This is a genomic window from Janthinobacterium sp. SUN176, from assembly GCF_030587335.1.
In the GTDB taxonomy this organism is placed as follows: Bacteria; Pseudomonadota; Gammaproteobacteria; order Burkholderiales; family Burkholderiaceae_D; genus Janthinobacterium; species Janthinobacterium kumbetense.
Map to the genome: position 1 here is coordinate 4100072 of NZ_JAPWIA010000001.1, position 24229 is coordinate 4124300.

19 protein-coding genes and 1 pseudogene are annotated in these 24229 nt (G+C 50.3%); 2 read left to right on the top strand and 18 right to left on the bottom strand.

Translation table 11 applies throughout. The features are described from left to right. Positions 1 to 230: 230 nt before the first annotated feature. Positions 231 to 1319: an acyltransferase gene (locus tag O3299_RS18540; protein ID WP_305054181.1), complete on the top strand. Its 1089-nt coding sequence runs from the start codon at positions 231 to 233 to the stop codon at positions 1317 to 1319. A gap of 122 nt (positions 1320 to 1441) precedes the next feature. Continuing rightward, positions 1442 to 2539: a glycosyltransferase family 9 protein gene (locus O3299_RS18545; protein WP_305054182.1), complete on the top strand. Its 1098-nt coding sequence runs from the start codon at positions 1442 to 1444 to the stop codon at positions 2537 to 2539. Between the two features lie 297 nt (positions 2540 to 2836). Here O3299_RS18545 and O3299_RS28100 read toward each other — a convergent pair whose 3' ends face one another. From O3299_RS28100 to O3299_RS18630, 18 genes and pseudogenes are all read right to left on the bottom strand, one after another. After that, positions 2837 to 3184: an adenylyltransferase/cytidyltransferase family protein gene (locus O3299_RS28100; RefSeq protein ID WP_369812314.1), complete on the bottom strand. Its 348-nt coding sequence runs from the start codon at positions 3182 to 3184 to the stop codon at positions 2837 to 2839. A 52-nt stretch (positions 3185 to 3236) separates the two neighbouring features. After that, a pseudogene (locus O3299_RS18550) lies at positions 3237 to 3417 on the bottom strand (D-glycero-beta-D-manno-heptose-7-phosphate kinase); the annotation flags it as partial. Between the two features lie 14 nt (positions 3418 to 3431). Continuing rightward, positions 3432 to 4013 carry an SIS domain-containing protein gene (locus O3299_RS18555; protein ID WP_077408748.1) on the bottom strand — a complete coding sequence of 194 codons (582 nt, stop codon included), beginning with the start codon at positions 4011 to 4013 and terminating at the stop codon, positions 3432 to 3434. 84 nt (positions 4014 to 4097) lie between these two features. Continuing rightward, complete coding sequence (locus O3299_RS18560; RefSeq protein WP_305054183.1) at positions 4098 to 5084, bottom strand: glycosyltransferase family 1 protein; 987 nt, start codon at positions 5082 to 5084, stop codon at positions 4098 to 4100. A 4-nt stretch (positions 5085 to 5088) separates the two neighbouring features. Beyond that, the gene (locus O3299_RS18565; protein WP_305054184.1) at positions 5089 to 6432 is read right to left on the bottom strand and encodes a hypothetical protein; all 1344 of its coding nucleotides are present in this window, start codon (positions 6430 to 6432) and stop codon (positions 5089 to 5091) included. Positions 6433 to 6622: 190 nt separating this feature from the next. Next, a complete protein-coding gene (locus O3299_RS18570; protein ID WP_099666294.1) occupies positions 6623 to 7504 on the bottom strand; it encodes a glycosyltransferase family 2 protein in 882 nt (293 codons plus the stop codon). After that, on the bottom strand, positions 7501 to 8634 hold the full coding sequence (locus O3299_RS18575) for an NAD-dependent epimerase/dehydratase family protein (RefSeq protein ID WP_099666293.1): 1134 nt from the start codon (positions 8632 to 8634) through the stop codon (positions 7501 to 7503). The genes O3299_RS18570 and O3299_RS18575 overlap by 4 nt, the downstream gene beginning before the upstream one ends. Then, on the bottom strand, positions 8631 to 9266 hold the full coding sequence (locus O3299_RS18580) for an acyltransferase (protein ID WP_257218832.1): 636 nt from the start codon (positions 9264 to 9266) through the stop codon (positions 8631 to 8633). The genes O3299_RS18575 and O3299_RS18580 overlap by 4 nt, the downstream gene beginning before the upstream one ends. Before the next feature lie 3 nt (positions 9267 to 9269). Next, the gene (locus O3299_RS18585; RefSeq protein ID WP_305062889.1) at positions 9270 to 10286 is read right to left on the bottom strand and encodes a glycosyltransferase; all 1017 of its coding nucleotides are present in this window, start codon (positions 10284 to 10286) and stop codon (positions 9270 to 9272) included. A gap of 9 nt (positions 10287 to 10295) precedes the next feature. Continuing rightward, complete coding sequence (locus O3299_RS18590) at positions 10296 to 11552, bottom strand: hypothetical protein (protein ID WP_305054185.1); 1257 nt, start codon at positions 11550 to 11552, stop codon at positions 10296 to 10298. Between the two features lie 177 nt (positions 11553 to 11729). After that, a complete protein-coding gene (gene rfbH / locus O3299_RS18595; RefSeq protein ID WP_077408253.1) occupies positions 11730 to 13055 on the bottom strand; it encodes a lipopolysaccharide biosynthesis protein RfbH in 1326 nt (441 codons plus the stop codon). Positions 13056 to 13085: 30 nt separating this feature from the next. After that, positions 13086 to 14153 carry a CDP-glucose 4,6-dehydratase gene (gene rfbG / locus O3299_RS18600; protein ID WP_099666290.1) on the bottom strand — a complete coding sequence of 356 codons (1068 nt, stop codon included), beginning with the start codon at positions 14151 to 14153 and terminating at the stop codon, positions 13086 to 13088. Continuing rightward, positions 14153 to 14923 carry a glucose-1-phosphate cytidylyltransferase gene (gene rfbF, locus O3299_RS18605; RefSeq protein WP_099666289.1) on the bottom strand — a complete coding sequence of 257 codons (771 nt, stop codon included), beginning with the start codon at positions 14921 to 14923 and terminating at the stop codon, positions 14153 to 14155. The genes rfbG and rfbF overlap by 1 nt, the downstream gene beginning before the upstream one ends. Positions 14924 to 14980: 57 nt before the next feature. Continuing rightward, complete coding sequence (locus O3299_RS18610) at positions 14981 to 16201, bottom strand: GNVR domain-containing protein (protein WP_099666288.1); 1221 nt, start codon at positions 16199 to 16201, stop codon at positions 14981 to 14983. A gap of 104 nt (positions 16202 to 16305) precedes the next feature. Continuing rightward, positions 16306 to 18234: an SLBB domain-containing protein gene (locus O3299_RS18615; RefSeq protein ID WP_289900094.1), complete on the bottom strand. Its 1929-nt coding sequence runs from the start codon at positions 18232 to 18234 to the stop codon at positions 16306 to 16308. 53 nt (positions 18235 to 18287) lie between these two features. Next, positions 18288 to 21182: a YjbH domain-containing protein gene (locus O3299_RS18620; RefSeq protein ID WP_370385291.1), complete on the bottom strand. Its 2895-nt coding sequence runs from the start codon at positions 21180 to 21182 to the stop codon at positions 18288 to 18290. 424 nt (positions 21183 to 21606) lie between these two features. Next, a complete protein-coding gene (locus O3299_RS18625) occupies positions 21607 to 22311 on the bottom strand; it encodes a DUF4197 domain-containing protein (protein ID WP_289900092.1) in 705 nt (234 codons plus the stop codon). Between the two features lie 342 nt (positions 22312 to 22653). Continuing rightward, positions 22654 to 24228: an SEL1-like repeat protein gene (locus tag O3299_RS18630; RefSeq protein ID WP_305062891.1), complete on the bottom strand. Its 1575-nt coding sequence runs from the start codon at positions 24226 to 24228 to the stop codon at positions 22654 to 22656. Position 24229: the final 1 nt, after the last annotated feature.

Below are 24229 nucleotides of genomic sequence, written 5' to 3' on the forward strand. Positions count from 1 at the left end.
CACATTGAGCAATGCTAACGAGCACCACGGCGTAGTGCATGACTCAAATGAGTTTGCGCCAGAACGCGCGTCGGCAGCAACGATCTGGCGATACATGGGCGTAATCGCCAGGTCAGCCAATACAGAGGACCGTGAAGTTGCTATCTCCCCCGTATTGGCCCATTCATTTTTTTATCGTCTCCCTCTCGTGATTTTTTCGTCTCAAAAATCAATAATTAACTTCATTTTCCATGATAAAAAAATCCCTAAGCAATGAACAATCTTTGAGACTACAACTATTGCGTTTCCCTTTGATTGTTGGTGTCGTTTTCATTCATGTGTATGGCGCCACATTGATGTTTTCCGGGATCGCCACTGGAGCAAGTGAGAAGAATCATATTAGCGATTTCATTCAATCTCTTATTTCACAGGAAATTGCACGTTGCGCCGTCCCCCTGTTTTTTCTCATCTCTGGCTATCTATTCTTTCATGACACACAATGGTCAACCGAAAGCTACGTCAAGAAAATCATCTCCCGCACCCGCACACTATTGTTTCCATTTCTTTTCTGGAACATTTTGACGTTACTGATTTTTTTTCTCGCACAGTCAGTTCCGGCAACACTGTCATACTTCTCCGGCAATAAAATATTAATTGCCAATTATAGTTTCTTCGACTACCTCAATGCAATCTTCGGGCTTACCAGATATCCTATTTCCTATCAATTTTGGTTCATCCGAGATTTGATGATATTGGCCCTATTGACACCATTGATACATTTCTCCCTCAAATGGCTACCAAAAACTGTGCTTGGAGCACTATTTGTTCTGTGGTTTTTGAATATTGGCGAAAACAGTTCTGAATCAGCATTTTTTTTCGTACTTGGCTGTTATTTCGGCATCTATTCACAAAGCATCTTTTTGCTTGACCAGCCACTCTCAAAATTTCTAACGCCAACACTAATAATTTATACTCTTCTGATCATCGCCAATGCATTATTCCCGGAAGCACCAAGTTATCAATACATGCATAAGACTGGCATTATTCTCGGGATACCAATCATCTTGTATTTGACGCGACCGGCGTTGGCCCTTCCCCGTCTGAAAAAAATGCTTATTGCTCTTGGATCCACCAGTTTCTTTTTATATGCCATGCATGAACCGACACTTACTGTATTCAAAAAAATATCGTATAAATTAATCCAGCCAGAACATAACTTATCAATTATTTTTATCTATTTTTTCTCGGCAATCATTACCATCATCACATCCATAGTTCTACATAAAATACTAATAAAAACATTCCCGAAATTTACTGCCGCAACTACTGGCGGCAGGTAATTAATCATCATTCAAAAATAGACGATACAAACGGCACTGCAACAATATAATTCTTAACTCTCCTATATTCATTGCAACAGCCCCTCACTCTTTTAATCTTACGTTTACTATATTGAATTCTCATGGAACGCGGAAATACAAAACTGAAATTTTTTGACAAATATCTTGGGCCTGTCCTATTACTCGCTCTCACCCCCTTGCGTTTATTTCGCACCAGGCAAGTGCCAAAGTTAATTAATTCGGTTGCATTGCTGAAAACAGCAGCCATTGGCGATACCGTGTTGCTATCCGCAGCCATCACCGATCTACGTGTCGCCAATCCAGATATGAAAATTGTTCTGTTCACCGGCGCCTCAAATTTTGAGTTTGCCAAGCTGTTATCGGGTGCCGACCAGATTGTCAAGCTACCGCTGACCAATCCTTTCGCCTGCGTCAAAATCATACGCTCCCATCAAATCGACATTTTTATTGACTTCGACTCGTGGCCACGTATCAGTGCTCTACTCGCAGCACTGTCGCGTGCAAAAATACGGATTGGCTTCAACACATCGCAGCAATATCGCCACTTCATGCAAGACATCCCCGTACTTCACCGTAATGACCAGCATGAACTGGAGAACTATCGCGACCTGCTTGGAGTGATTGGCCTGAATGCTGCAAATTTGCCGCAGCAATTACAGCACTCTTGGAAAGAAGGTGGAAACACCATCGTCTTCCATATGTGGCCAAGTGGCACCCAGAGTCATCTGAAAGAATGGTCGGCCGAAAAATGGCACACTCTTGCGAACGAATTGCTATTACTGGGAAATTACTCGTTCGTATTGACTGGGGGACGAGAAGACATTTCCGGCTGCGAAGCTTTTCTAGCAACCCTGCCGGCGTCACTGCGCCCGCGATTTATCAGTCACGCGGGGACATCTTTCAGCAACACACTATCGTTGTTACAGCAAGCTGCGCTGTTGGTCAGCGTCAATACAGGCATCATGCATGTGGGGGCGGCAATGGGAGTGCCAACTGTTGGCCTGCACGGCCCGACGGACCCGAGACGTTGGGGGCCTGTCGGACCACGTACTCGCTCAGTCGTCAGCAAAAGCAAAGGTGCAGGGACCTTGAATCTGGGCTTTGAATACACTCTTGAAACCGATTACATGAGCGGCATCGACGACAGTGACGTCATAAATGCCAGCCGTGAACTGCTTTGCTGGACAGCAAGCAACTGATCAGGTCAACCATGTGCATGCCAGCGATGTGAAGTGAAGCACAGGTAGCAACACTTCACTTCCTGTCTTGAACACATAGGTCAGGCTTGCTGCCGTAAGAATAGCAGCCAGTAGCGCTGCAGCCTGCCCCTAGAATTCAAGGAAGGTGCGTCAATAGCGGAGAATTACCAGACTCACGTCAATTTGGAACGGTCAAGTATCTTTGTCGTCGAATATCCATTATGGAATTCCAGCGCGATAACTCTGCCACCTGCATTTTTAACCGCATCATAGCCAACGATTTTTTCAGGAACATAATCACCGCCCTCGACCAAGATGTCGGGCACAAACAGATTGATCAAACGCTCGGGTGTACTCTCCGAAAATTGGACCACCCAGTCGACGCTTTCCCCCCCCCCCCCGCCAAGACTTGCATCCGGTCAGAGCAATGATTAGTTTAACCGATGCAACTTCATTGACAGCCACTACTAACAAGTCGCCCAACAACTTTGCAGCGACCAGATAGCGGACATGCCCAACATGCAGAATATCGAAGCAGCCATTGGTAAATACAATGCGTTTTCCCGCCGCCTTTGCTTCGAGTACCCGTTGTAATAAGTCCCCTTCCCGCAACACCAACGAGGGCTCACCACCAGATAGATGCATGACACGCTCAAGTTCCAGTGACGTCACAGTCGCGGTACCGAACTTCCCTCACTGCAACATTGGCTGCACCGCCCGGACGCAAGTCGTCCTTGGCAATATTAACCAGTGGCACTGGCGCCTCTGATGATATACGGCCCGTACTGCCAAACCAGTAACGATCCAGCATTAAATCGCCCCTTTACCAGCACCCGCGCACCATTCAATTGTAAACAAGCATTCCCATCATTCGACATAAATTCCCTAACAATCAGGACAAACCCAGCTTTTCCTCAATAAGTTCAATAATGATATGTAACATTTTAATATGCAGTTCTTGAACACGATCTGCAAACTGGCCGGCCTTCGTGCAAATACTGACGTCTGCCATGACGTCAAGAGCGCTACCAGCACGCCCTGTCAGGCCAACCACGATCATGCCCTTGTCTTGGGCGGCTTTGACCGCGTTCAAAATGCTCGGGCTGGTACCGCTGGTACTGATTGCCAACACGACGTCTCCTTTACGACCATGACCTTCGATAAAACGCGAGAACACGTAGTCATAGCCATAATCATTCGCCACACAAGTAATGTGGGCTGGATCACTGATGGACATGGCCGCCAGCGCCTTGCGGTTTTTCCTGTAGCGGCCGGATAGTTCTTCAGCAAAGTGAATTGCATCGCACATCGATCCACCGTTACCACAGGAAAGCACCTTACCGTCATTGCGCAACGATTCAACGATCAGATTCGCCGCCCGGTCTACATTTGCAAGCACCACTTCATTGTTGAGCAAGTCACTGAGAGCTGACTGTGCTTCCAGCAAGGAATTTCTGATCAGGGCAATACTCATTAAACACCTTCAAATAAAGAAATTTCAAATAAACCATTAACCTGCTCTAATTATTGACATGCAATCATTAACAGCCAAAGTTTTTCATACGCTAGCCAAGGCTGCCTGTACCTTGCGGATTGTTTCGTCCCAAGAAAATTTTCTGGCCTGGAGCAAGCCCTTGGTGCGCAGGAATCCACGCATGTCGGTATCATTACACAAGGTATAAATACCTTTGGCGATAGACTCGGCCGAATCCGGATCTACCAGCAATGCGGCATCGCCCGCTACCTCCGGTAATGAAGTGGTATTCGACGTCAATACCGGAATACCACATGACATCGCCTCAATCACGGGCAAACCAAATCCTTCGTAGAGAGACGGGAAAACCAGTCCTAGCGCTCCGCGATAAAGTCCAGGCAATTCGCTTTCCTCAACCCGTCCGGCAAATACCAGTCGTTCAGAAATTCCCAGCGTCTTCGCCTGAAGCAGTAACTCCTCAGTCGGCTTCCCCGTAAGTACCAGACGAATTTCTGGATCAATATTGGACAATGCAAATGCCTGTAATATGCGTGGCTCATTCTTATGTGGTTTTCGATTGCTTACACTCAACAGATAAGAAAAACCAGGACTATACGGTGCAACATTAACGTTGTATGATGGATCGACTCCATTGCCGACATTAATTACCCTGGAAGGGTTAATGCCCGACCAATCGATAATTCGCTGCCGGGAAAAATCAGAGACGGTTAATACTGCCGAAGCATTATGGCAAGCGCGACGCATAATTATGGTGTAATACAATGTCTTCAGCCAACTGCTATTTTCTGTGCGATCAATATGATTTAGGTCATGAATCGTGAACACAAAGCGGCGCGAAAAAAACAGCGGTGCGTTATAACCTGGACTGAATAAACCGCTCCCTTTTGGAATACGCTTCAATGTTGCCAACCACAAACGCAACGCGTCAAACGGTGCTGAGGGCGAGCCCTCCACCTCCAGATGGGGAAATTTCAGCGCATTGTCCAATACGCGAGCAACCCGGCCAATGCCATGATCCCCAATCCAGCGGGCGTCATAGAAAAATTTCAAAATACTATACCTTCAAAGAATTTTGGTTATCAAGAATTATTACAGACAAGTTTTGGCGTTTGAATACTGCATAAACGGCTGCCATTACTGAGATATGTATCCATAAATATTGACGTAAAATGTTTTGATTAAATTGCAATATCAAAAACTCAAACAGCAGTGCCAGACCCAGACCTTTCAAAATCTGTGCCTGCTCAGGCGGCAATTTTCTGGCTAGGCGCATGGGTTCGACAACGATCATGAAGATATAAATCATGAAGGGAATGAATCCAAAAAATCCGCTGGCAGCTAAAACTTCTGCAAATACTGCATTACCCTCGTATAATTTGACAGTTTCAAAATCGAGACTGGTTACTCCGTGTAACTTGGCAATTCCAGGAGCAATCCCTCCCAAACTTGTGCCAATAATCGGATTATTAAGAAACAGCGTTAAAGTATCACGCAATCCATTCTCACGATCATTGACCGAGTGAGAAGACCCGCCAAATAACCCAACACCTTGAAACAAAAAAGCAATATTGTCGATGCCAATCACATATACGATAGCTGACACCAGGCAAATCAATAGGGCGCTCATGAATAATACGATTTTCGCCAGTTTTCGATCCACTTTTCCGCATGCGAGTTTCACGAAGAAACGTACAGGGTGCTGTAAATACCAAAGAATTATCATCAGCAGTCCCATTCGCGAAGAACTTAGGACTATTGAAAGGGTAATTGTTAAGAAGCAAAATTTCAAAACTCTTCTGGAAAATAATGTATTCTTAACTTCCATAAAATATGCGCAAACAACCCAGCCCATTAACAGATAAGTGGCATAGAAAGATGGTTCATATGAGAATCCATTGATCCTGGCCAAAACACCAGGAATCCACCATTGTTGAACCAGTAAAAAACTACCAAGGCCAATCAATGGAGAAATAAACTGCAGCACCCCATATAATGCAATGGCAACAAAAGAATAAATATACCATCTCATCAGCAGCCTCACCTTTTCCTTACTGGAAAAAATCTGGACGCATGCGAAAATAGTGGCAATATTGATAATTAGCCAGGCAAAATATCCAATACTCCGCTCAGGGAAACTTCCATTGGGAATAAACAATAAAATAAATACTGCCCATAAACACAGCCACTTCAGTCCCAATGGCACAGTAAATTTCTTTTCAAGCATGCTCGCCATCACTATACAAATAGGAAATAGCAAAAATATTTGTGAAATTCTGAAATTTAGACCAAGATTTATAATTAAAAAAATATCGAATGAGGATGTAAAAGCTGCTGCAATAAACAGACCCTGCATCAACCCCATTTGATTATTTTTCTCAAGCAAAAAATAATTTTTCATCTATTTTGCCAAATGCTAATACAACTAAAAATAAATCTGAAAGAAGTGCTGTTGACAACGTCGCCGACTATCATGAGATACATCACAGTCATTTTGGCATGACAATGCTCTCAGTGAATTCTTCAGTAGTGGCATATTGCAATACAGCATATCTTTAAATGGCACTGCTTCTACCACGCAGTGGAAGATATTACATCTTGAAACCATCAAAAATACCTGAGATTAACTTCTTACGTAAATCCAACCTATATAGCTTAAATTTCAAAAACCTTGTCAAAATAAAAAAAGTCAAAGCAACTAACGCTACGAATGCAGGGTAATTTTTCTTTATAAAATATATACGATTTCTCGATCCGAAATATACCGAAAAAGGTGTCATATCCCCTCCGGTACTGCTACTTACTTTGTGCCATACCTGGCCTTCGGGCCAATAATAAACATGAATATTATTCTGGTTACAACGCAGTACAAAATCGGTATCATCGTAGTATACGAAATACCGCTCATCCATGATTCCTACCTTTTCAAATACCGATGCGTGGATCAACATGAAACATGTTGGAGCATAAGCTGTATATTCGGCCATATCATATTGCCCAATATCAGCATCACCTTCGCCTCGATGAATCGTGCTGCCGCGCCACTTCTTAATCTCTCCACCCGCACACCAGATCAATCCAGAGTCGTGAAAGTAGATTTTTGGAACAACTATTTTCTCATCACGTTTTTTCGCCAATGCAAGCATGCGACTCAATAAATCGGCATCTTTAAACTCAATATCGTTGTTAAGAAGCAAGACATATTCACACTGCATTTTCAGTGAAAGTGCAATACCTTGATTATTCGCTTTTGCTACACCGACATTCTGATCATTTTTTATCAACGTAACATTCTGCATGCCAGTCTTTTTTATCAACTCTTGCGACTTTAAAAAAGATAGATCATCTAAACTATTATCAATGATGAATAGCCAATAATCCAAGAATTTTTGACGTGTTAAACTTTCAAAAAAACCAGGCAACACATCAGCACTGTTGAATAAAACAGTTACCAAACCAACTTGAGGGGTCATTTATACAATCCCCGTTTTTTCATTTCTTCGATGCTTGACTCGTAGTTATCCGTCTGTACTTCCTGTTCGTTTACCCAAGCTGTGAAACTAGCAATGCCTTCGCTAAACGGCACTTTAGGTTGAAATCCAAGTAAACGTTTCGCTTTGGCTATATCAGCATAATTGTGACGAATGTCACCGAGACGATAAGCACCGGTCACCTCGATGGGTACTTCCTTGCCAAACAGACCAACCAATGACTTGGCAACAGTGAGTACATCCGTCGCAACGCCAGCTCCGATACCAAATACTTCTCCATTCGCCGCGTCACTCGTCAATGCAAGGGTCGTTGCAGCAACGACATCTTCAATGAATACAAAATCACGGCTCTCCTTACCATCTTCAAAAATACTCAGACCATTTCCATTTTTAATCCGGGTTGAAAAAATCGACAAAATACCGGTATAAGGATTACTCAGGGACTGGCCAGGGCCATAGACATTCTGATAGCGCAAAGCTGTGGCGCCAATTCCGATTGAAGCGCAGACCGTCATTACCATCTGTTCCTGATTTTGTTTGGTAATACCATAAACTGACGATGGATGAATTTTTGAGTCTTCATCGGTAGCAAGCAGCATCAACGGTTCTCCCGTCTTTGGACATAAAGGTTCGAATCGACCTGCTTGCATATCTTCATCCTTGCGTGCACCGGGATAGATAATGCCCAATGCAGAAGAATGATACTTCCCTTCGCCATAAATCGAGCGCGACGACGCTATTACAATTTTTTTGATTTGATATGAACCATTTGCCAATAAATCCAGCATCAAACCCGTACCACCAATATTAACATCTACGTAACGGCGTATTTCATACATGGATTGCCCAGTACCAGTTTCCGCAGCAAGATGCACAATCGCATCTTGACCAGGTAAAACAGATTCCCAAGCGGCGCGGTCCGTAACAGACCCAAGTACAAAATTTGTTTTGTCTTTGATACTGCGATACAGCATTGATGTTACGGCTGGATTCGGGCCATGAATTTGTGGGGATAAATTATCCAGAATCGTAACTACATGTCCTGCTTTTATTAATTGCAAAGCAAGATTTGATCCGATAAAACCTGCACCACCTGTTATCAATATATTCATTGCATCTTTACCCACTCGTTTAACTCAAAATTATATTTTTTTATAATCCGCATCGGATTCCCACCAACTATGCAGTAACTTGGTACGTCAGAATTAACTACCGTATGAGCACCAATGATAGAATTTTTTCCGATCCTGGTATTTGGTAGAATTATCGAACCATAGCCGATAAAAACACCATCGCCGATTTCAACATAATTACCTTCACATTGAACTCTGTCTCCAACCTTTATTGAATTATAAATATCATTATAAGGATGATTCACATCAACAATAGCAACATGCCCCGTTATCGAAACATTATTCCCTATCGATATTCTCGAACCACAAACAATGTGTACATTTTGCTCTATATTTACATTATCGCCAATTAACAATTCTGGCTCCCATGCATTATTCTCTCCAACAACTTCCAGTCGAGCCCCCGAACGTATCATCGTATTATTCCCAATTTCTATACATTGAGGATTTCCGATGTAAAGTGGCTTAAATAATAAAGATCGCTTGCCAATTTTCTTAAAAACAAAATTATAATAAATTTTTGTTTTTAAAATAGCCAATATTAGAAAGCATCTATTAATTTTCTCATGGAATGGCAAATGGAGAAATTTAACAATTTTCAAAATCATCATTTATCATCCAATAGAATTGGATATTTTCATCCGTAAAAATTTCATTTTTAAACCAAGATAAAAAGGTAATGCCCTTCCAAAATAACGACATAAAAATAATTTTATTTTGAAAGCCGGCTCTTCAATAAATAAATTTGTCAAACCATGATTTTTTTCAAGAAAATATTTTTTGCACAGGATGTATTGATCCAAACCAATAGCTGCAGATTTCAACAAGCATGATTGGACTCCATTTTTTGCATTCACATTCTCAAGAAATTTATTAATCTGACTTGCACTTAATTTATCTTTTGCAAAATCATGCACATTAAAAATAAAATCAAGATTTCCCAATCTTAATGATGGAGAAGATGAAATTGTATTAACTAAGTTGCTTGAATGAAACCGATAGACAGAATTGTTTCCCTTGACAATACCAACATTTCCAAGCAATGCACATTTTAGATACAATTCAGAGTCGCAGGATAAATTATCCGGATTGGAGAATGCATTCAACTCCATCGCTAATCTTCGATTGAATGCCATATTACATAAAGTTGCATCTTGGGGTTTCACTGTACCCCGCGACATAAAAATATCTATACCTGAGACAACATCGGGAAATGGCAAGGAAAGAAATGTACTTTCTTTCTTTGTTTCATCAAAAATAGTACCTTCACCGTACACAAGTACAATGTTTTCGTTTTTCTCTATGCAGCTTAGTACGCTTCTCAAGTAATCATCATTAACAAAATAATCATCATCCGATAAAATAATAAACCACTCCGCGCTAGAGCGATTAAACACTGCCTCTTTCCAATTATTTACCATCCCAATATTTGTTGTATTTTTAAAATACTTAACACGTGGATTCATTAAATATTTCTCGACCACCTCAGAAGTATTATCAATTGAGCAATTATCGGAAATTATTATTTCGAAATCGGCATTCTTTTGGCAGATTACACTACCTATTGTTTGATCAAGATATTTAGCACGATTATAAGTAGGGATAACCACACTAATTTTTGGCAAATGCATAATTTATCTTTATGGAAAATGTTTATTGGTTAATCGCCATGCAAAGGCAGCGTAAAAAATAAAGTTTATGCACTGGGTTAGCAGTCCAGCAATGGCAAGCCACCATACAGAAAAATTATTTGGAATAAATTTTACCGTAACAAAAAAGCTGATAATAAATAATCCATTGACCATCCATAGAATCATGCTGCGCTTTGCGATAACGACGACTCCCGCGAATATTGTTTCTATCGAAATAATTCCTTGCCATGCAGCCAAAGCAAGAAATACAAATTTAATCCCGATAACGCTGTCGGCATCACGTCCTTGAGATAGAATCTCCAGAAGCCATGGCATAATAAACCAAACTAAAAATACTCCCACCATATAAATCGGGAGGGTATTTTTCAAATAAACTTTTACATTGACATAAAATAGTTTTTTATCACGCTCAACCCATGCTTTGGCCTGCCTGGCATGATATATATTGGCTTGCGGTCCTATTGCAACGCCCGCCAAACCGTCCGAAAACTTCTTGGCATATTGGAAAATGGATATCATTCCTGGCGCCAGATATGAAAGCGCATTGTTTAATATCATTCCGACAAAGAAATTATGAAAGGAATGTCCAATACGCATCGTAAAACTATTTTTTATGAACGAAATGAAAAATTTTGCATCTATATTTTTGGGTAAACTTGCCCATTTGATCAAAATTAATGGATACAACACCAACTGCACCAATATCGAAAAACTGCTCCATTTAGCAAGTTCAACAACATCATGCTCATCAATAAAAATAAAAACAAGCAAACTTAATAATTGACCTAAAGGCAATATCAAGGATAGGCAATAAGATGCACCATAATAGTGATGCACATTCAAGGTGCAGCGCACTACATGAAGCAGCGGCGAAAAAGCTACCTGGATTAGTAATATTAAAAATACGGGGATGGCAAGTTCCTTGGCTTGCCTTCCAAATCCTCCTGCAAATCCATCCATTATTGCATCAACAATTACAAAGCAAACTGCGCTAAATACTAAGCCACTGACTATTGCCCATACAAATGCACCTCCCAAGAAATCAGCAGCATCCTCTTTATTTCTTAGATATATCTCGGTATAAAATACCTGGAACTGCTCTACTCCAATCAGTACCAACAAGCTTAGTATCGCTATAACTCCAACATTCAATAACCAGATATCAGAGTTAATATCCGTACCAAACAATTTCCATACCAGCACCGAGTTCATCAGGCCAATTCCGGCGCCGAGAACCGCGAGCATGTTGTACTTGAGAAGCATACTAAACGTCGTCTTTCAACTCAAAATCGATATCGAGCGCGGGCAATAATTTTTCATTGCAGGTTTTTACAAAAAAGCTCCGCATCTCATCGAAGCGATCTGGTTGCAACAAAAGAGTGCCCTGCAAAAGTTCAGCGACGATATGCATACTCAGATGTATTAGAAATTCACGCCAAAGAATTCTTCGATCTTGCTGATCGAGAAGTCCATCATTTCGCGGGTCAGGCCCGGGAAGACGCCGATCCACAGCGTGTCGTGCATGATGCGGTCGGTATTCGTCAGCTCGCCCGAGACACGGTAGTTACGCCCGATCATGTACGGCTGGCGCGTCAGGTTGCCGGCAAACAGCAGACGCGTACCGATCTTGTGTTGATCCAGGAAAGTCAGCAGGCTGACACGGTCCACATTCGCTTCCGGACGCAGGGTGATCGGGAAACCGAACCACGAGGGATCCGAGTTCGGCGTCGCTTCCGGCAGGATCAGGAACTCCGCACAGCTCTGCAGGCCATTTTTCATGTAGTTGAAATTGTCCTTGCGCGCCTGCACGAAACCGGCTGCGCGGTCCATCTGCGCCAGGCCGCAGGCGGCCTGCATGTCGGTAATCTTCAGGTTGTAGCCCAGGTGGCTGTAGGTGTACTTGTGGTCATAGCCGTCCGGCAACGTGCCCAGCTTGCAGCAGAAGCGCTGGCCGCAGGTATTGTCCTTGCCTGGCGCGCAATAGCAGTCGCGGCCCCAGTCGCGGAACGATTCGGCAATCGCTTTCAGTTCCGGATTGTTGGTGAACACCGCGCCGCCTTCACCCATGGTGATATGGTGCGCAGGGTAGAAACTCATGGTGCCGATATCGCCGAAGGTGCCGCACATCTGGCCGTTGTACGTGGCGCCCAGGGCATCGCAGCAATCTTCCACCAGCCACAGATTGTACTTTTTGCACAGCGCGACGATGACTTCCAGGTTGAACGGATTGCCCAGGGTATGGGCCAGCATGATGGCCTTGGTCTTGTCCGTGATGGCCGCTTCGATTTTGCTGGCGTCAATATTGTAGGTGCCCAGTTCCACGTCGACGAAGACGGGTACCGCACCATATTGCAAAATCGGATTGACGGTGGTCGGGAAACCAGCCGCCACGCCGATGACTTCGTCACCGGGCTGGATGGCGCGCGCGCCGAGTTTCGGCGACGTCAGCGCCGAGAAGGCCACCAGGTTGGCCGATGAGCCGGAGTTCACCGTGATCAGGAATTCGACGCCGATGAACTTGGCCAGACGCTGTTCGAATTCGTCATTGAAACGCCCCGTGGTCAGCCAGGCGTCGAGCGAGGCTTCGACCATCAAGCCCATCTCGGGGGCGCCGACGACTTTGCCGGCCGGTGGAATCACCGTCACGCCCGGCTCGAAGGGTTTCGGCACGCTGGCCAGTGCGCCGTATTGCGCCACCAGGGCAGCGATCTGCTCGCGGATTTGTTGTTGGGTCAGTTGTTCGCTCATGATACAGCCTTCAATTTATTAGGTAATTAATCAGGTATTTTGATAGGTGGCGATTTGCGCCAGCGTCATTGCCCGCATGTCCGCGCCCTGGTCGCAGGCCTTATGCCATTCGACGATCTTGGCGATGGTCTGGCCGATGTCCCAGCGCGGATGCCAGCCCAGCTGGCCGCGTGCCTTGGAACAATCGAGCTTCAGATAGGTCGCTTCATGCGGATGATCCTGGCCATCGAGCGACCAGGAGGCGCCCGCGCCCCATTCTTGCGTCATGCGCTCGATGATCCATTCGACGGGCTTGGCGTCGGTATCGTGCGGACCGAAGTTCCAGCCTTCGGCATGCACGGGGCCTGCCGTATACAGCTTTTCCGCCAGGGTCAGATAGCCGCTAAGCGGCTCGAGCACATGCTGCCACGGGCGGATTGCATGGGGATTGCGGATCATTACCGGCTCGCCGGCGCCGATCGCGCGCAGCATATCCGGGATCAGGCGATCCAGCGCCCAGTCGCCGCCGCCGATGACGTTGCCGGCGCGGCCGCTGCCCAGAGCCACGCCGTGTTCGGCGTATTTGTCGGCATGGAAGAAGGAACTGCGGTAGCCGGCTGTCACCAGTTCGGCGCAGCCCTTGCTGTTGCTGTAGGGATCGTAACCGCCCATGGCCTCGTTTTCGCGGTAGCCCCACGGCCATTCGCGGTTTTCATAGCACTTGTCGCTGGTGACGTTCACCACCGCACGCACGCCAGGCGTGGCGCGCACGGCTTCGAGCACATGCACCACGCCCATGACGTTGGTGGAATACGTTTCCACCGGATTGGCGTATGAGTAGCGCACCAGCGGCTGGGCGGCCATGTGAATAACGATGTCCGGGCGCGCAGCGGCCATGGCGCGCTTGACTGCGTCGCCATCGCGCACGTCGCCGATGATCGACTGCATGCCACTGGCCACGTCGGCGACCTCAAACAGGCTGGGGGTGGTCGGTGCCGCCAGCGCATAGCCGGTCACGTCGGCGCCAAGCTGCTGCAGCCACAGGCTCAGCCAGCCACCCTTGAAGCCGGTATGGCCGGTGAGGAAAACACGTTTTCCTTGCCAGAATGCGGGATTCATCAAGCCGCCTTCCAGGGGGCCTTGCCCGATTGCCACAGTTCTTCCAGATGTACCTTGTCGCGCAGGGTATCCATCGGTTGCCAGAAGCCATGATGGAAGAAGGCATGCATTTCGCCTTCCCGCGCCAGGCGCTCCATCGGCGCCTTTTCCCACACGGTACTGTCTTCGGCGATATAGTCGATGACTTGCGGCGACAGCACGAAATAGCCGCCGTTGATCCAGGCGCCATCGCCTTGCGGCTTTTCCTGGAAACTGTTGATCTTGTTGCCATCCAGATTCAGCGCGCCAAAGCGGCCGGGCGGCTGGGTCGCGGTCAGGGTGGCGAGCTTGCCGTGCGCCTTGTGGAAGGCGATCGATTCAGTAATGTTGACATCGCTCACGCCATCGCCGTAGGTGAAACAGAATGCCTCTTCGCCTTCCAGGTAGGGCTGGACACGCTTCAGACGCCCGCCGGTCATGGTCTCGTCGCCCGTGTCGACCAGCGTCACTTTCCACGGCTCGGCATTGCGCGCATGCACTTCCATCTGATTATTCTGCATATCGAACGTCACGTCCGACGTGTGCAGGAAATAATTCGCGAAATATTCCTTGATGACATAGCCCTTGTAGCCGCAACAGATGATGAAATCATTAACACCATGTGCAGAATAGGACTTCATGATATGCCAGAGGATCGGTTTGCCACCAATTTCCACCATCGGCTTGGGCTTTGTTGATGTTTCCTCACTAATACGGGTTCCCAATCCTCCCGCCAGAATAACAGCTTTCATTTAATTCCCTTACTCTTCAATTTACTACCCGCAGGCAGGCCCAGGCATACCCGCTATTCAATTATTTTTTCCCGCCCAAGCATTTTTCAGAGCGCTCCAACGATATTTGCTGCCCTCATCATGAGCAGACCGCAAATATGCATCACGCATCAATGCCAAAAACAATGCCAAGAATCCACCACCGACAAATCCCAAAATAATAATAATCATTTTTTTCGGTTTTGATTTTTTTTCTGCCGGTACTGCACTATCGAGAATTTGTATGTTCGACGATTCTTTGGCCTCGTCTATTTTTGCCAACTCATACTGTTTTGACAGCAATTCAAATATGGTTTCCTGATATTTAACATTACGCAAGCTTCGTATATATTCAACCCCCACCTCAGGAATCTTTCCGGTTGGCACCATCAAATCGCCGTCCTTGGATGATTTCCCTGTTTTCAATCTACCAAGTTGAGCTTGATATCCTTGTATTTCCCCCTGCAAACGCATAAGATCTGGATTGTTATTTGTTGCAAAGCTCCGCATTGCATTCAGTTGCACTTCTTTGGCTGCAATCGTTCCTTCCAACTGGGCAACGTTACGGATAATGCCCTCGACTTGTCCATCCAATTGCAGCATGCCAGTACTTTCCTGTGTCTTGCGCAAAGCAATTTCGGCATTCGCCAAGTCGTCTTTAACCGCGACTAACTGTTTTTCAAAAAACAGGCGGCGCTGCGCAGCATCGGTTATCGCAAGGCCCTTGGTCAAATTCGACAGCTCAATGACAAAGGCATTGGCTATTTGGGCCGCAAATTTCGGATCTTTATCTTCGACAAGCACAGAAATAGTTCCGGCTTTATCATTAACGACAGTCGCCATGCCGTCCAATTTCTTGCGCGCCTCGTCTAATGTTTCCACATCAAAGCGTGTTTTCAAATCAAATTGACTTATCAGTTTGTCTGCGATGGTTCGACTTTGCAACATGGCAACATACAAATCATTAGGATTTTTCAACCCTGCAATGCCGCCGGCGGCTCCAGCCAGCCCGCCAAGCTGTCCCAACATGGCAGAGACTCCCGAGCTTTGCTGCTGAGGAGGTAAAATGACTGCTGTCGATAAAAAAGTCGGCTTAATCAGGAATGCAACAGCGATTGCCAATACTCCCGTTACCAACGGCACCATAAACAATATTTTTTTTTGCCGGGCAAGTGCAGTCAATATATCCAATAAGTGAATTTCATCATTATTTTCATTCATCGGTACGCTCTGCTCTCTATTTTTTAATTGCTCAGACATCTTTTTCTCTCGGTTGATAACCCGTCATATTTTCAGCGTCACCAAGGTTCGTTTGTCTTACGCATATCGCATAACTATCAAGATACCCTGGCATCTACTTGACATTAGTCTTTCAGCACTTTCAAACCAGCCGCACCCAAACCAAACTGATAAAAAATAGCTGTCCATTCCTTCAAGCTCTGCATGAACGTGCTGCGTTCGATTTTTTCAGGCACCACGACGGTATCACCCGGATTCAACGCCGTGCCGCCGAGGCCACCGAACCAGCCGGTGCCTTGGCCGCTTTTCGCCGTGCCATCCGCACGAATCACGTACATTTCGGATTTATCCGCATTCGCGGTGATGCCACCAGCTTGCTGTACATAGTCGTTGACCGTGCGCTGTGAGCGATAAACGAACGCGTTTTGCTGGAAGACAGAACCCAGCACATCCACGGTGCCGGGGCGGCGCGGGATCAGGATCGAGTCGCCGTCCTGCAAGGGCAAATCGGGCAGGTTTTTCACTTGCGTATCGACGCCAGGCAAATCGAGCACAATACGGCCTTCGGCCTTGACGGTGCGCAGTTTTTGCACGATGCGGCGCTGCTGCTCGACTTCAGCAGCCGTTTTTGCCGCATTCTCCTTGTCGCCACTCGAGGAGATGCGCTGGGTGGCATTCGATTCCAGATCGCGCTCAAAGCGGTCGGCCACCTGGTTCAATTTGATTTGCTGGGCGCGGCGTACGGATTCGCGGTTCAATTGGGTGGCGTACAGGTAGCCGTTTTCATTGGCACCACCGACACGGGCGATCAGTTCGCGCAAGGTTTCACCTTTTTTCAGCAAGAAAATACCGCTCTGCTTTGCTTCGCCAGCCACGCGCACGTATTCATTCTGGATTTGTGCCTGGACGGGTACAGCGCCTGGTGCGAACACGCGCAGAATATCGGTAGGCTTGACGGCAATGCCGGCCAACTGGCTGCTGGAAACGCCTTTGTCGGCTACCAGTTCCAGCACGGTTTTATATTGATTGTCGATGTTCTTTTCGACCACGATCTGCTTGGTTTCCGCCGCCGAATCAAAACCGCCGGCCCAGCTCAGTACATCAGCCAGTGTCGCGTTGCCTTTCAACTCGAAGATGGCCGGTTGCTTCACGCTGCCCGTCAAGGCCACCAGCGGGCCCACCTCAGGAATATAGATCACGTCGCCGTCGCGCAAGGTGACGTCACGGCTCTTGTCGCCGTTGACCAGCATGTCATACAGGTCGAACGTGGTGACGGTATCCTTGCCGCGCTTGAGCTGAATACTGCGCATGCTGCCGGTAGCATCCGGACCGCCCGAGGTAAACAGGGCGTTGAGCAGGGTGCTCATGGAATTGAGGGTATACGTACCGGGACGAACGGCATGGCCAACCACGTAGACCTGCACGGCACGCGTTTGCGCAATGCTCGCAGTCAAGTCGAAATTGGTGTATATCTTGCCGATAGCCTTTTTCAAATAGCCCTGCAAATCCTTGTACTGCACGCCGCTGACCTTGATGGAGCCGACGCGTGGGATGAAAATCGCACCGCTGCGGTCAACCGTGGCGCTGACGTCAATGTCAACCATGCCCCAGCCGCGTACCTGCAACTCGTCACCCGTGCCAATCACGTATTCCTGGTTCACCTGGACACCATCGAGCGGCGCAAAGGTGGACGGCACGTCGCCGAACAGATCCTGGCCAAAGATCCTCAATTTCTTACCGGTCACGCCATCGACATACTCTTCGAAAGCCCCGACTGGCGCATCAACATCAGTACCAGTACCCACAATGCTCCGTTTGCCGTTACTGTTGACGGGGACTTTTTTTGCCTGACGCTGCTCACCGCGTCCGCTGCGAATACTGGGCAAACTGCTGCCACCCATTTCATTCGCCTGTGCACGAGAAATATCCGTGCGGGGCATGTCAGTTGGGCCAAGTTCCTGTTCGACGGCATAGGCCGAAGTTGCACCCAGCAGGAAAGCCGAGAAAATCATGTGTTTCACGAAAGGCGGGGGAGTACGAAATTGCTTTTTCATGCTGGTCTTTGTCTGGATGAATGTTGTATGAGTAAAGGGAGCGCCATGCGCGCTTAATACTTGCCCTGCCAGGTCACGCTGATTTCTTTCGGGCCGGGATTGATCGACAAACCCGATTTGCTCTGGTCGCGCTGCGCGTGCCACAGCCAGCTGCCCATGGCGTAGCCCAGGATGCCGCCGGCGACCGTGTCGGACACCCAGTGCTTGCGGCCGAACACGCGGCCGGCGGAACCCACGGCGGCCACGCTGTACAACCATGGCGCATCGTATTCCTTGGCAAATGGCGTCACGGCAGCAAAGCCGATCGCGGCATGCGCGGAAGGGAACGACGAGTTCGAACGGGAACTGCCGCTGCCGACGCGGCTCCACGTCCCGAGGTCTTCCTCGGGACGTGCGCGGCCAAACGCATATTTACCGGCCACTGCCAGGCCCGTTGCCACGGCAACCGATTGCAGGGAAATGAGTCCCGTATTTTGCATGCGCTCATCGCCCAAGGCGAAGGCGGCGGCAGCGGCGCCCACTGCCGCGTATGGCATGGCCTTGCCCAGCTTGTCCCAGTTGCGGTAGACCTTGGAATCCTCGTGCTTCTTGACGAAACGGTCGACGGGCTTGTCGCTGAGGGCTGATGCCAGCACCACGCCCCCGACCACCGCCGTCGCCTTGAGCCACTCAGGGGCGCTGGGCGTCGCAGATGCGGATTGCTCCAGGCGCGCGCGCATGGCGGGCCATGGACTGACAAACGGCCGGTCTGGCGGATTGACGGCAGGCAGGTGCTGTTCGTCCGGGCGCTCGGCAAAGTTGCCCAGGCCATCGTAGCTGTGCATGTCGGCACGCGGGCGCTCGAACATGTCGTACAGGTCGCCAGGCGAGGCCACCATCTGCCCCACGTCGCGCGTCCATGGCGCAATGGCAAAGCCGGCCGTTGATTGCGTATCCATCGGCAACATACTGTTCAGCGGCACGGACAGGAAGATGCCACGGTCCTGATACGGCTTCGACGGCGTGCCAGGGCTGGTGATGTCGTTGCCGTTCGTATGCGTGTACCACGCGCCGACTTCGATGCCGGACTGGAAGCGGCGCTTGAACTCCACGCGCACGCCCGTGTCTTTGGCCAGGAAGCGGCCGGCGCGCGCCGTCACGGTAATATCGTGCGGCAAGCGGTAATGCAGGGAACCGATCGCCGTCACCGTCTTGTAGTCGCGCGAATCGAGCAAGCCCTTGTAGCCACGCTGCTGCAAGGCATCGACAGCCACGTCGGCCGCCCAGCGGCTATCCTTCGGCAGGTACAGCACCTGGCCGCCCACGCCGCGGAACATGTCTTCATACAGGCCGGCCGACATGCGGGTATACACGCGCTCGGCGGGATTGTTGTATTTGTTCAGCAAGACGCGGCTCAGCGAGAACCGCCCGCCGCGCAAATACTCCGCGATATCGGTACGCACGTGCGGCAAATTGCTGTTCGATGGCTGCTTGACGCCCGATACGGTTTCCAGCAACTGCAGGCTGGCGGCGCTATTCAGGTACAGGCCGTCGCCCAGGCGGCGGTCGTAGTTGGCCACGGCCGAGATCGAATAACGGAAGGCACCGCTCGGGTCATTGAAGAAGAAGCCCACCTTGGGAGCGACCTTGAAACGGTTCGCTTCCCGGTCCAGCGATTTGATTTGCACCACGTCGCCATCGACGCCAACGCCGACGGCCAGCTTGCCATCGTCCTGCAGGACATTGGCGGCGTTGGCGGGAGCCGGTGCGGAAACGGCAGGAGCAGACGCCGCGGGCGCCATGGCAGTCGCGGAAGCGGCGGCAAGTACCGGCGCGGGCGCAGGTACTGGTGCAGGTGCTGCGGCAACGACGGGTGCCGGCTTGTCGAGGAATTCCTGCAGCCAGCCTTGCTGATCGTCCCGGATGACATCGCTTTTTTCAGGGTAGCGCAGCAGCACGACGTCGAGGAAGGCCTTGCGGTCGATCTTGCCTGCCAAATAGTCATTCAGTTTTGGCAAATCAAAGAATTCGTAGGTGGCGATTGGCTGGTCCAGCTTGGTATACGTGATGCGCAAGGTCGTCACGCCCTTTGGCGCGAAGGCGACAGCCGTGCGCGCGGCACGGCCAACGGCGCGACCCATGTTCGAAATCCGGCTGTTGGTCAGGCTCAGGCTCAGGACATTGCCTTCCTGCTCGACACGGATGTTCTTGTAGTCCTGCTTCACCAGGGCATTGACCAGGTCGGCGCCATACACGGCGTCGCGGTGCCATTCTTCCTTGCTTGGTAGCGGTGGCGGATTCTTGTCATCCACGAAATACGGCGGTTCGTACACCTTGGGGACAAACTCGCGTTCGCCAAACGGAATGCTGATATAGGCGTTCACGCTGAACTGGTCGCGGTTACGGGCTGCTTGCAAGGCAAGCCAGCCCCAGCGGTACTCCAGGCCCACGGACGCGCCTTTGCGGCGCTTGCCGGCGTCCGTTTCGCTGGCACGGAAGTCGCGCAAGTAATTCGTTGTATCGTATTCGGCCACCACCGACCAGCGTGGCAGCGCGGCCGGCGTCCAGCGCGCGCCGGCGAACACCCCGTCCGGGCGTTTATGAGCATAGCCGAGGCTCGCTTCGATATTCTTGCTGACGCCAAATGTCTTGGTGGCAACCACATATTGGCCCTTGAACAGCTCGGTACCGAACAAATCCGTCATGCCGACGGCAACGGACGGCATCCACTCCGTTTCTGTCCACAGGCGCAATTTGCCGTCGACGACTTTATCCTTGTAGCGGCCATAGCCACTGCCATATTCACCGGGCACATTGGTAAAACCGGGTATGCCCGTGATCGACACATAACGTCCCGTCATTTGCAGGAAAGGCAGGATATTCGCCGTCGCCCATAACTGGCCATACGGGCTGTCGTAGCTGTAGCCGACGCTGAAGGTACCATCCGTTTCCACCACGGCGCTGGGCATATTGATATACCCGGACTGGCCACCATGATTCGGGGTCGCGGCCATCACCGAAGGCGCGCCAAGCACCAGACAGCCACACCAGGTATATTTGATTGATTTTCTGAGTACGCTTAACAAATCCGGCTACCTAAAGATCCTGCACCTGGAATTCCTGACAATGTCTTCAGAAAATCAATGAGCTTGGGGAAAAGTGAATGAAACGAAAAAAGGCCAACCCACGGGCATCTTGCAATGCCACGTATCAGTTCGCCACTAAAACTAGGCACTCCCGGGCAACAGATCGTTGCTTAATCATGCCTCAGGAATATATGTCGCAGAATTTTAACATTGTTTTCTTGTAGCAAATGCTTAACTTGTTTCCCTAGCGCCACACCTGCCCCTGCACCGCAAACGCCGCCTGCGGCGCTGCGGCAGGCGGGAAAGGTCACTTCAAACTGCCAAATACTTTGCCGATAATCTTGCTGCCATATGCGAGCGGATTGCTTCGGATGGCTTTTTCTTCCTCGCCGATCATCAGGTACAGGCCGTCAAGCGCACGGTCCGTGACATAGCCTTCCACCGTCGATTGCTGCTGCGGCACCAGTCCCGTCTTGCCGATCTGGCTCATGGTGCTGTTGTACTTGCTGGCCAGGCCGGAACGGTCGGTAACGGATTTCACGATGGGCAGGAATTTGACGGCCAGGGGTGCCGATGTCTTCTGGCGGAAGAAATCCGTGACGGAGGTATCGCCACCGGACAGGATATTTTTTGCATCGCTCACGCTCATCGATTTGACAGCGTCGAGCAACAATGGCTTGGCCATAGGTACGGCCGATTCGGCGGCACGGTTCATCGACACCACCAGATCGTCCAGTTGCTGGCCGCGGCCCGTCATTTTCAGCAAGGGCTTGGCTTGTTCCAGGATGCCGGGCAACTTGATCTTCACCTTGTCGTTATTGAGAAAACCATTTTCGATGCCCAACTTGGCAACGGCGGCGGCCGATCCGGCTTCCAGCGCCGCCTTCAAGCCATTGCTCGCATCCTGGTTACTGAGGGCATCCAGGGGACCGGCGGCGCCTGCGCCCGACGACAGCAACACCAGCGCGCACAGGAGGACGGCCGAACGGCCAGGGAAAGGGTTCAGGCGCATAGTTTTCCTTTTCTAAAGAATAGACAGACTACCTTCTGCTGGAACCTTAGCACATCAAAACTGCAAATACTGCAGCAATTTTTTGCGTGTTGGGGGAAACAAGGGGTGCCACAGATGGCGAAGGGAAGGGACTATACAACACCGGCTGTTGTATCCGCGCACGCTAACGCCGGCGGCATAGTTTAGAACCTATCCCAGCAGATGAATACATCTCCTGCTGGCGCGCCTCGGAAGCGGGGACTGCGTTGATCGTCGTCGCGTGGCTCGCCACGCATCCTCCTCACGCCTTGTCCGCGCTCCCGAATACGCTGCCAGCAGAAGACGCTCCCTACCGGGATAGGTTCAGCCTGCTATCGCCGCCAGCTGTTCGCGCACCCGCGCCAGATCCGTCTCGCGCATGCGCGCCGCCGTCTGGCGCAGGGATTTTTCCGCGCCCGCCACGCCGGCCGCCGCCGCCATCGACAGCCAGATATACGCCTGCTGCAAATCGAGCGGGCCACCCTGGCCGCTGGCCGCCATCAAGCCCAGATTCATTTGCGCCCGCGCATGGCCCTGACGCGCGGCCAGCGCATACCAGTCCCAGGCCGCGGCATAATCCTGCGGCACATCCTGGCCATTGTCATGCCGCAGGCCCAGCGCAAACTGGGCCAGGCTGTGGCCCTGCGCGGCCGCGCGGCAGTAACAGGCGCAGGCCAGCTGGCTATCGGGCGCCGGACCATCGTCGCGGTCGTGCAGCACGCCCTGCATGTATTGCGCCGGCGCGTAATCCTGCTCGGCGGCGCGGCGGTACCACTCCAGCGCCAGCGACAGATCCTGCGGCACGCCCTGGCCATGTTCATAGCGCAGGCCCAGGTCGAACTGCGCCCGCACATGTCCCTGGTCGGCCGCCTTGCGGTACCAGAAGATGGCTTCCTGCGCATCGGCAGGCACGCCCTGCCCATGCTCATACAGGAGTCCCAGCTGATACTGGGCTGCGGGAAAACCCTGCCCGGCCGCCTGGCGGTAGAACACTTGTGCCTGGGTATAGTCCTGCGCGCCATGCTCATGGTGCAGGCCCAGGTTATGCTGGGCCGCCGCGTGCCCCTGGCCCGCTGCCTTCACGTACCACGCGAGTGCCGCCTGCTTATCGCAGGGCACGCCCTGGCCATTATCGTAGATCAAGCCCAGGTTGAATTGCGAACTGGCGTGGCCCTGCTCGGCCGCGCGCCGGTACCAAGTGATCGCCTGCCCGCTGTCCTGCGGCAGCACGTCGCCATTTTCATAGCGCAGCGCCAGGTTGAACTGGGCAGGCGCATAGCCCTGTTCGGCCGCCTTGCGCATCCAGGCCGTCGCCTGCTGGCGGTCCTGGCGCACGCCTTGGCCATTATCGTAGCGCAGACCCAGGTTGAACTGCGCCCGTGCATAGCCCTGTTCGGCCGCCTTGCGGTACCAGGCGATGGCTTGCACGAAGTCCTGCGGCACGCCCTTACCATTGTCATACATCATGCCCAGATTGTTTTGCGCACCCGCGTCGCCCTGTTCCGCCGCGCGGCTGAACCACAGCATGGCTTGCCCGCTATCTTGCGCGAGTCCCTGGCCCTTTGCATACAGCCAGCCCAGGTTGTACTGGGCCGCAGCGTACCCCTGCTCGGCCGCCTGCTGGTACCAGTGCGCCGCCTGCGCAAAATCCTGCGCCACGCCCTGTCCCTTCTGGCACATCACACCCAGGTTGTATTGCGCATGCTCCAGGCCCTGCGCGGCGGCCAGGCCGTACCAGTGCAGCGCCAGCGCATAGCTTTGCTCAATGCCCTGGCCATTGAAATGCATGAAGCCCAGGCTGTGCTGGGCGTTCGCATTGCCCTTCTCGGCCAGCCCTTTCAGGCGCAGGTAGTCAGCCGTGTAATGAGCAGCCGTGTAGCGGGGGGCGGCAAGCGGCATG

Excerpts from the sequence above, each read along its gene's own strand:
- O3299_RS18540 (WP_305054181.1), top strand. The coding sequence starts at position 231 with ATGATAAAAAAATCCCTAAGCAATGAACAATCTTTGAGACTACAACTA.
- O3299_RS18570 (WP_099666294.1), bottom strand. The coding sequence starts at position 7,504 with ATGACCCCTCAAGTTGGTTTGGTAACTGTTTTATTCAACAGTGCTGAT.
- O3299_RS18580 (WP_257218832.1), bottom strand. The coding sequence starts at position 9,266 with ATGATGATTTTGAAAATTGTTAAATTTCTCCATTTGCCATTCCATGAG.
- O3299_RS18610 (WP_099666288.1), bottom strand. The coding sequence starts at position 16,201 with ATGTCTGAGCAATTAAAAAATAGAGAGCAGAGCGTACCGATGAATGAA.
- O3299_RS18630 (WP_305062891.1), bottom strand. The coding sequence starts at position 24,228 with ATGCCGCTTGCCGCCCCCCGCTACACGGCTGCTCATTACACGGCTGAC.
- O3299_RS18545 (WP_305054182.1), top strand. The coding sequence starts at position 1,442 with ATGGAACGCGGAAATACAAAACTGAAATTTTTTGACAAATATCTTGGG.
- O3299_RS18585 (WP_305062889.1), bottom strand. The coding sequence starts at position 10,286 with ATGCATTTGCCAAAAATTAGTGTGGTTATCCCTACTTATAATCGTGCT.
- rfbH (WP_077408253.1), bottom strand. The coding sequence starts at position 13,055 with ATGAGCGAACAACTGACCCAACAACAAATCCGCGAGCAGATCGCTGCC.
- O3299_RS18555 (WP_077408748.1), bottom strand. The coding sequence starts at position 4,013 with ATGAGTATTGCCCTGATCAGAAATTCCTTGCTGGAAGCACAGTCAGCT.
- O3299_RS28100 (WP_369812314.1), bottom strand. The coding sequence starts at position 3,184 with ATGCATCTATCTGGTGGTGAGCCCTCGTTGGTGTTGCGGGAAGGGGAC.
- rfbF (WP_099666289.1), bottom strand. The coding sequence starts at position 14,923 with ATGAAAGCTGTTATTCTGGCGGGAGGATTGGGAACCCGTATTAGTGAG.
- O3299_RS18615 (WP_289900094.1), bottom strand. The coding sequence starts at position 18,234 with ATGAAAAAGCAATTTCGTACTCCCCCGCCTTTCGTGAAACACATGATT.
- O3299_RS18620 (WP_370385291.1), bottom strand. The coding sequence starts at position 21,182 with ATGCCCAGCGCCGTGGTGGAAACGGATGGTACCTTCAGCGTCGGCTAC.
- O3299_RS18590 (WP_305054185.1), bottom strand. The coding sequence starts at position 11,552 with ATGCTCGCGGTTCTCGGCGCCGGAATTGGCCTGATGAACTCGGTGCTG.
- O3299_RS18575 (WP_099666293.1), bottom strand. The coding sequence starts at position 8,634 with ATGAATATATTGATAACAGGTGGTGCAGGTTTTATCGGATCAAATCTT.
- O3299_RS18625 (WP_289900092.1), bottom strand. The coding sequence starts at position 22,311 with ATGCGCCTGAACCCTTTCCCTGGCCGTTCGGCCGTCCTCCTGTGCGCG.
- rfbG (WP_099666290.1), bottom strand. The coding sequence starts at position 14,153 with ATGAATCCCGCATTCTGGCAAGGAAAACGTGTTTTCCTCACCGGCCAT.
- O3299_RS18565 (WP_305054184.1), bottom strand. The coding sequence starts at position 6,432 with ATGAAAAATTATTTTTTGCTTGAGAAAAATAATCAAATGGGGTTGATG.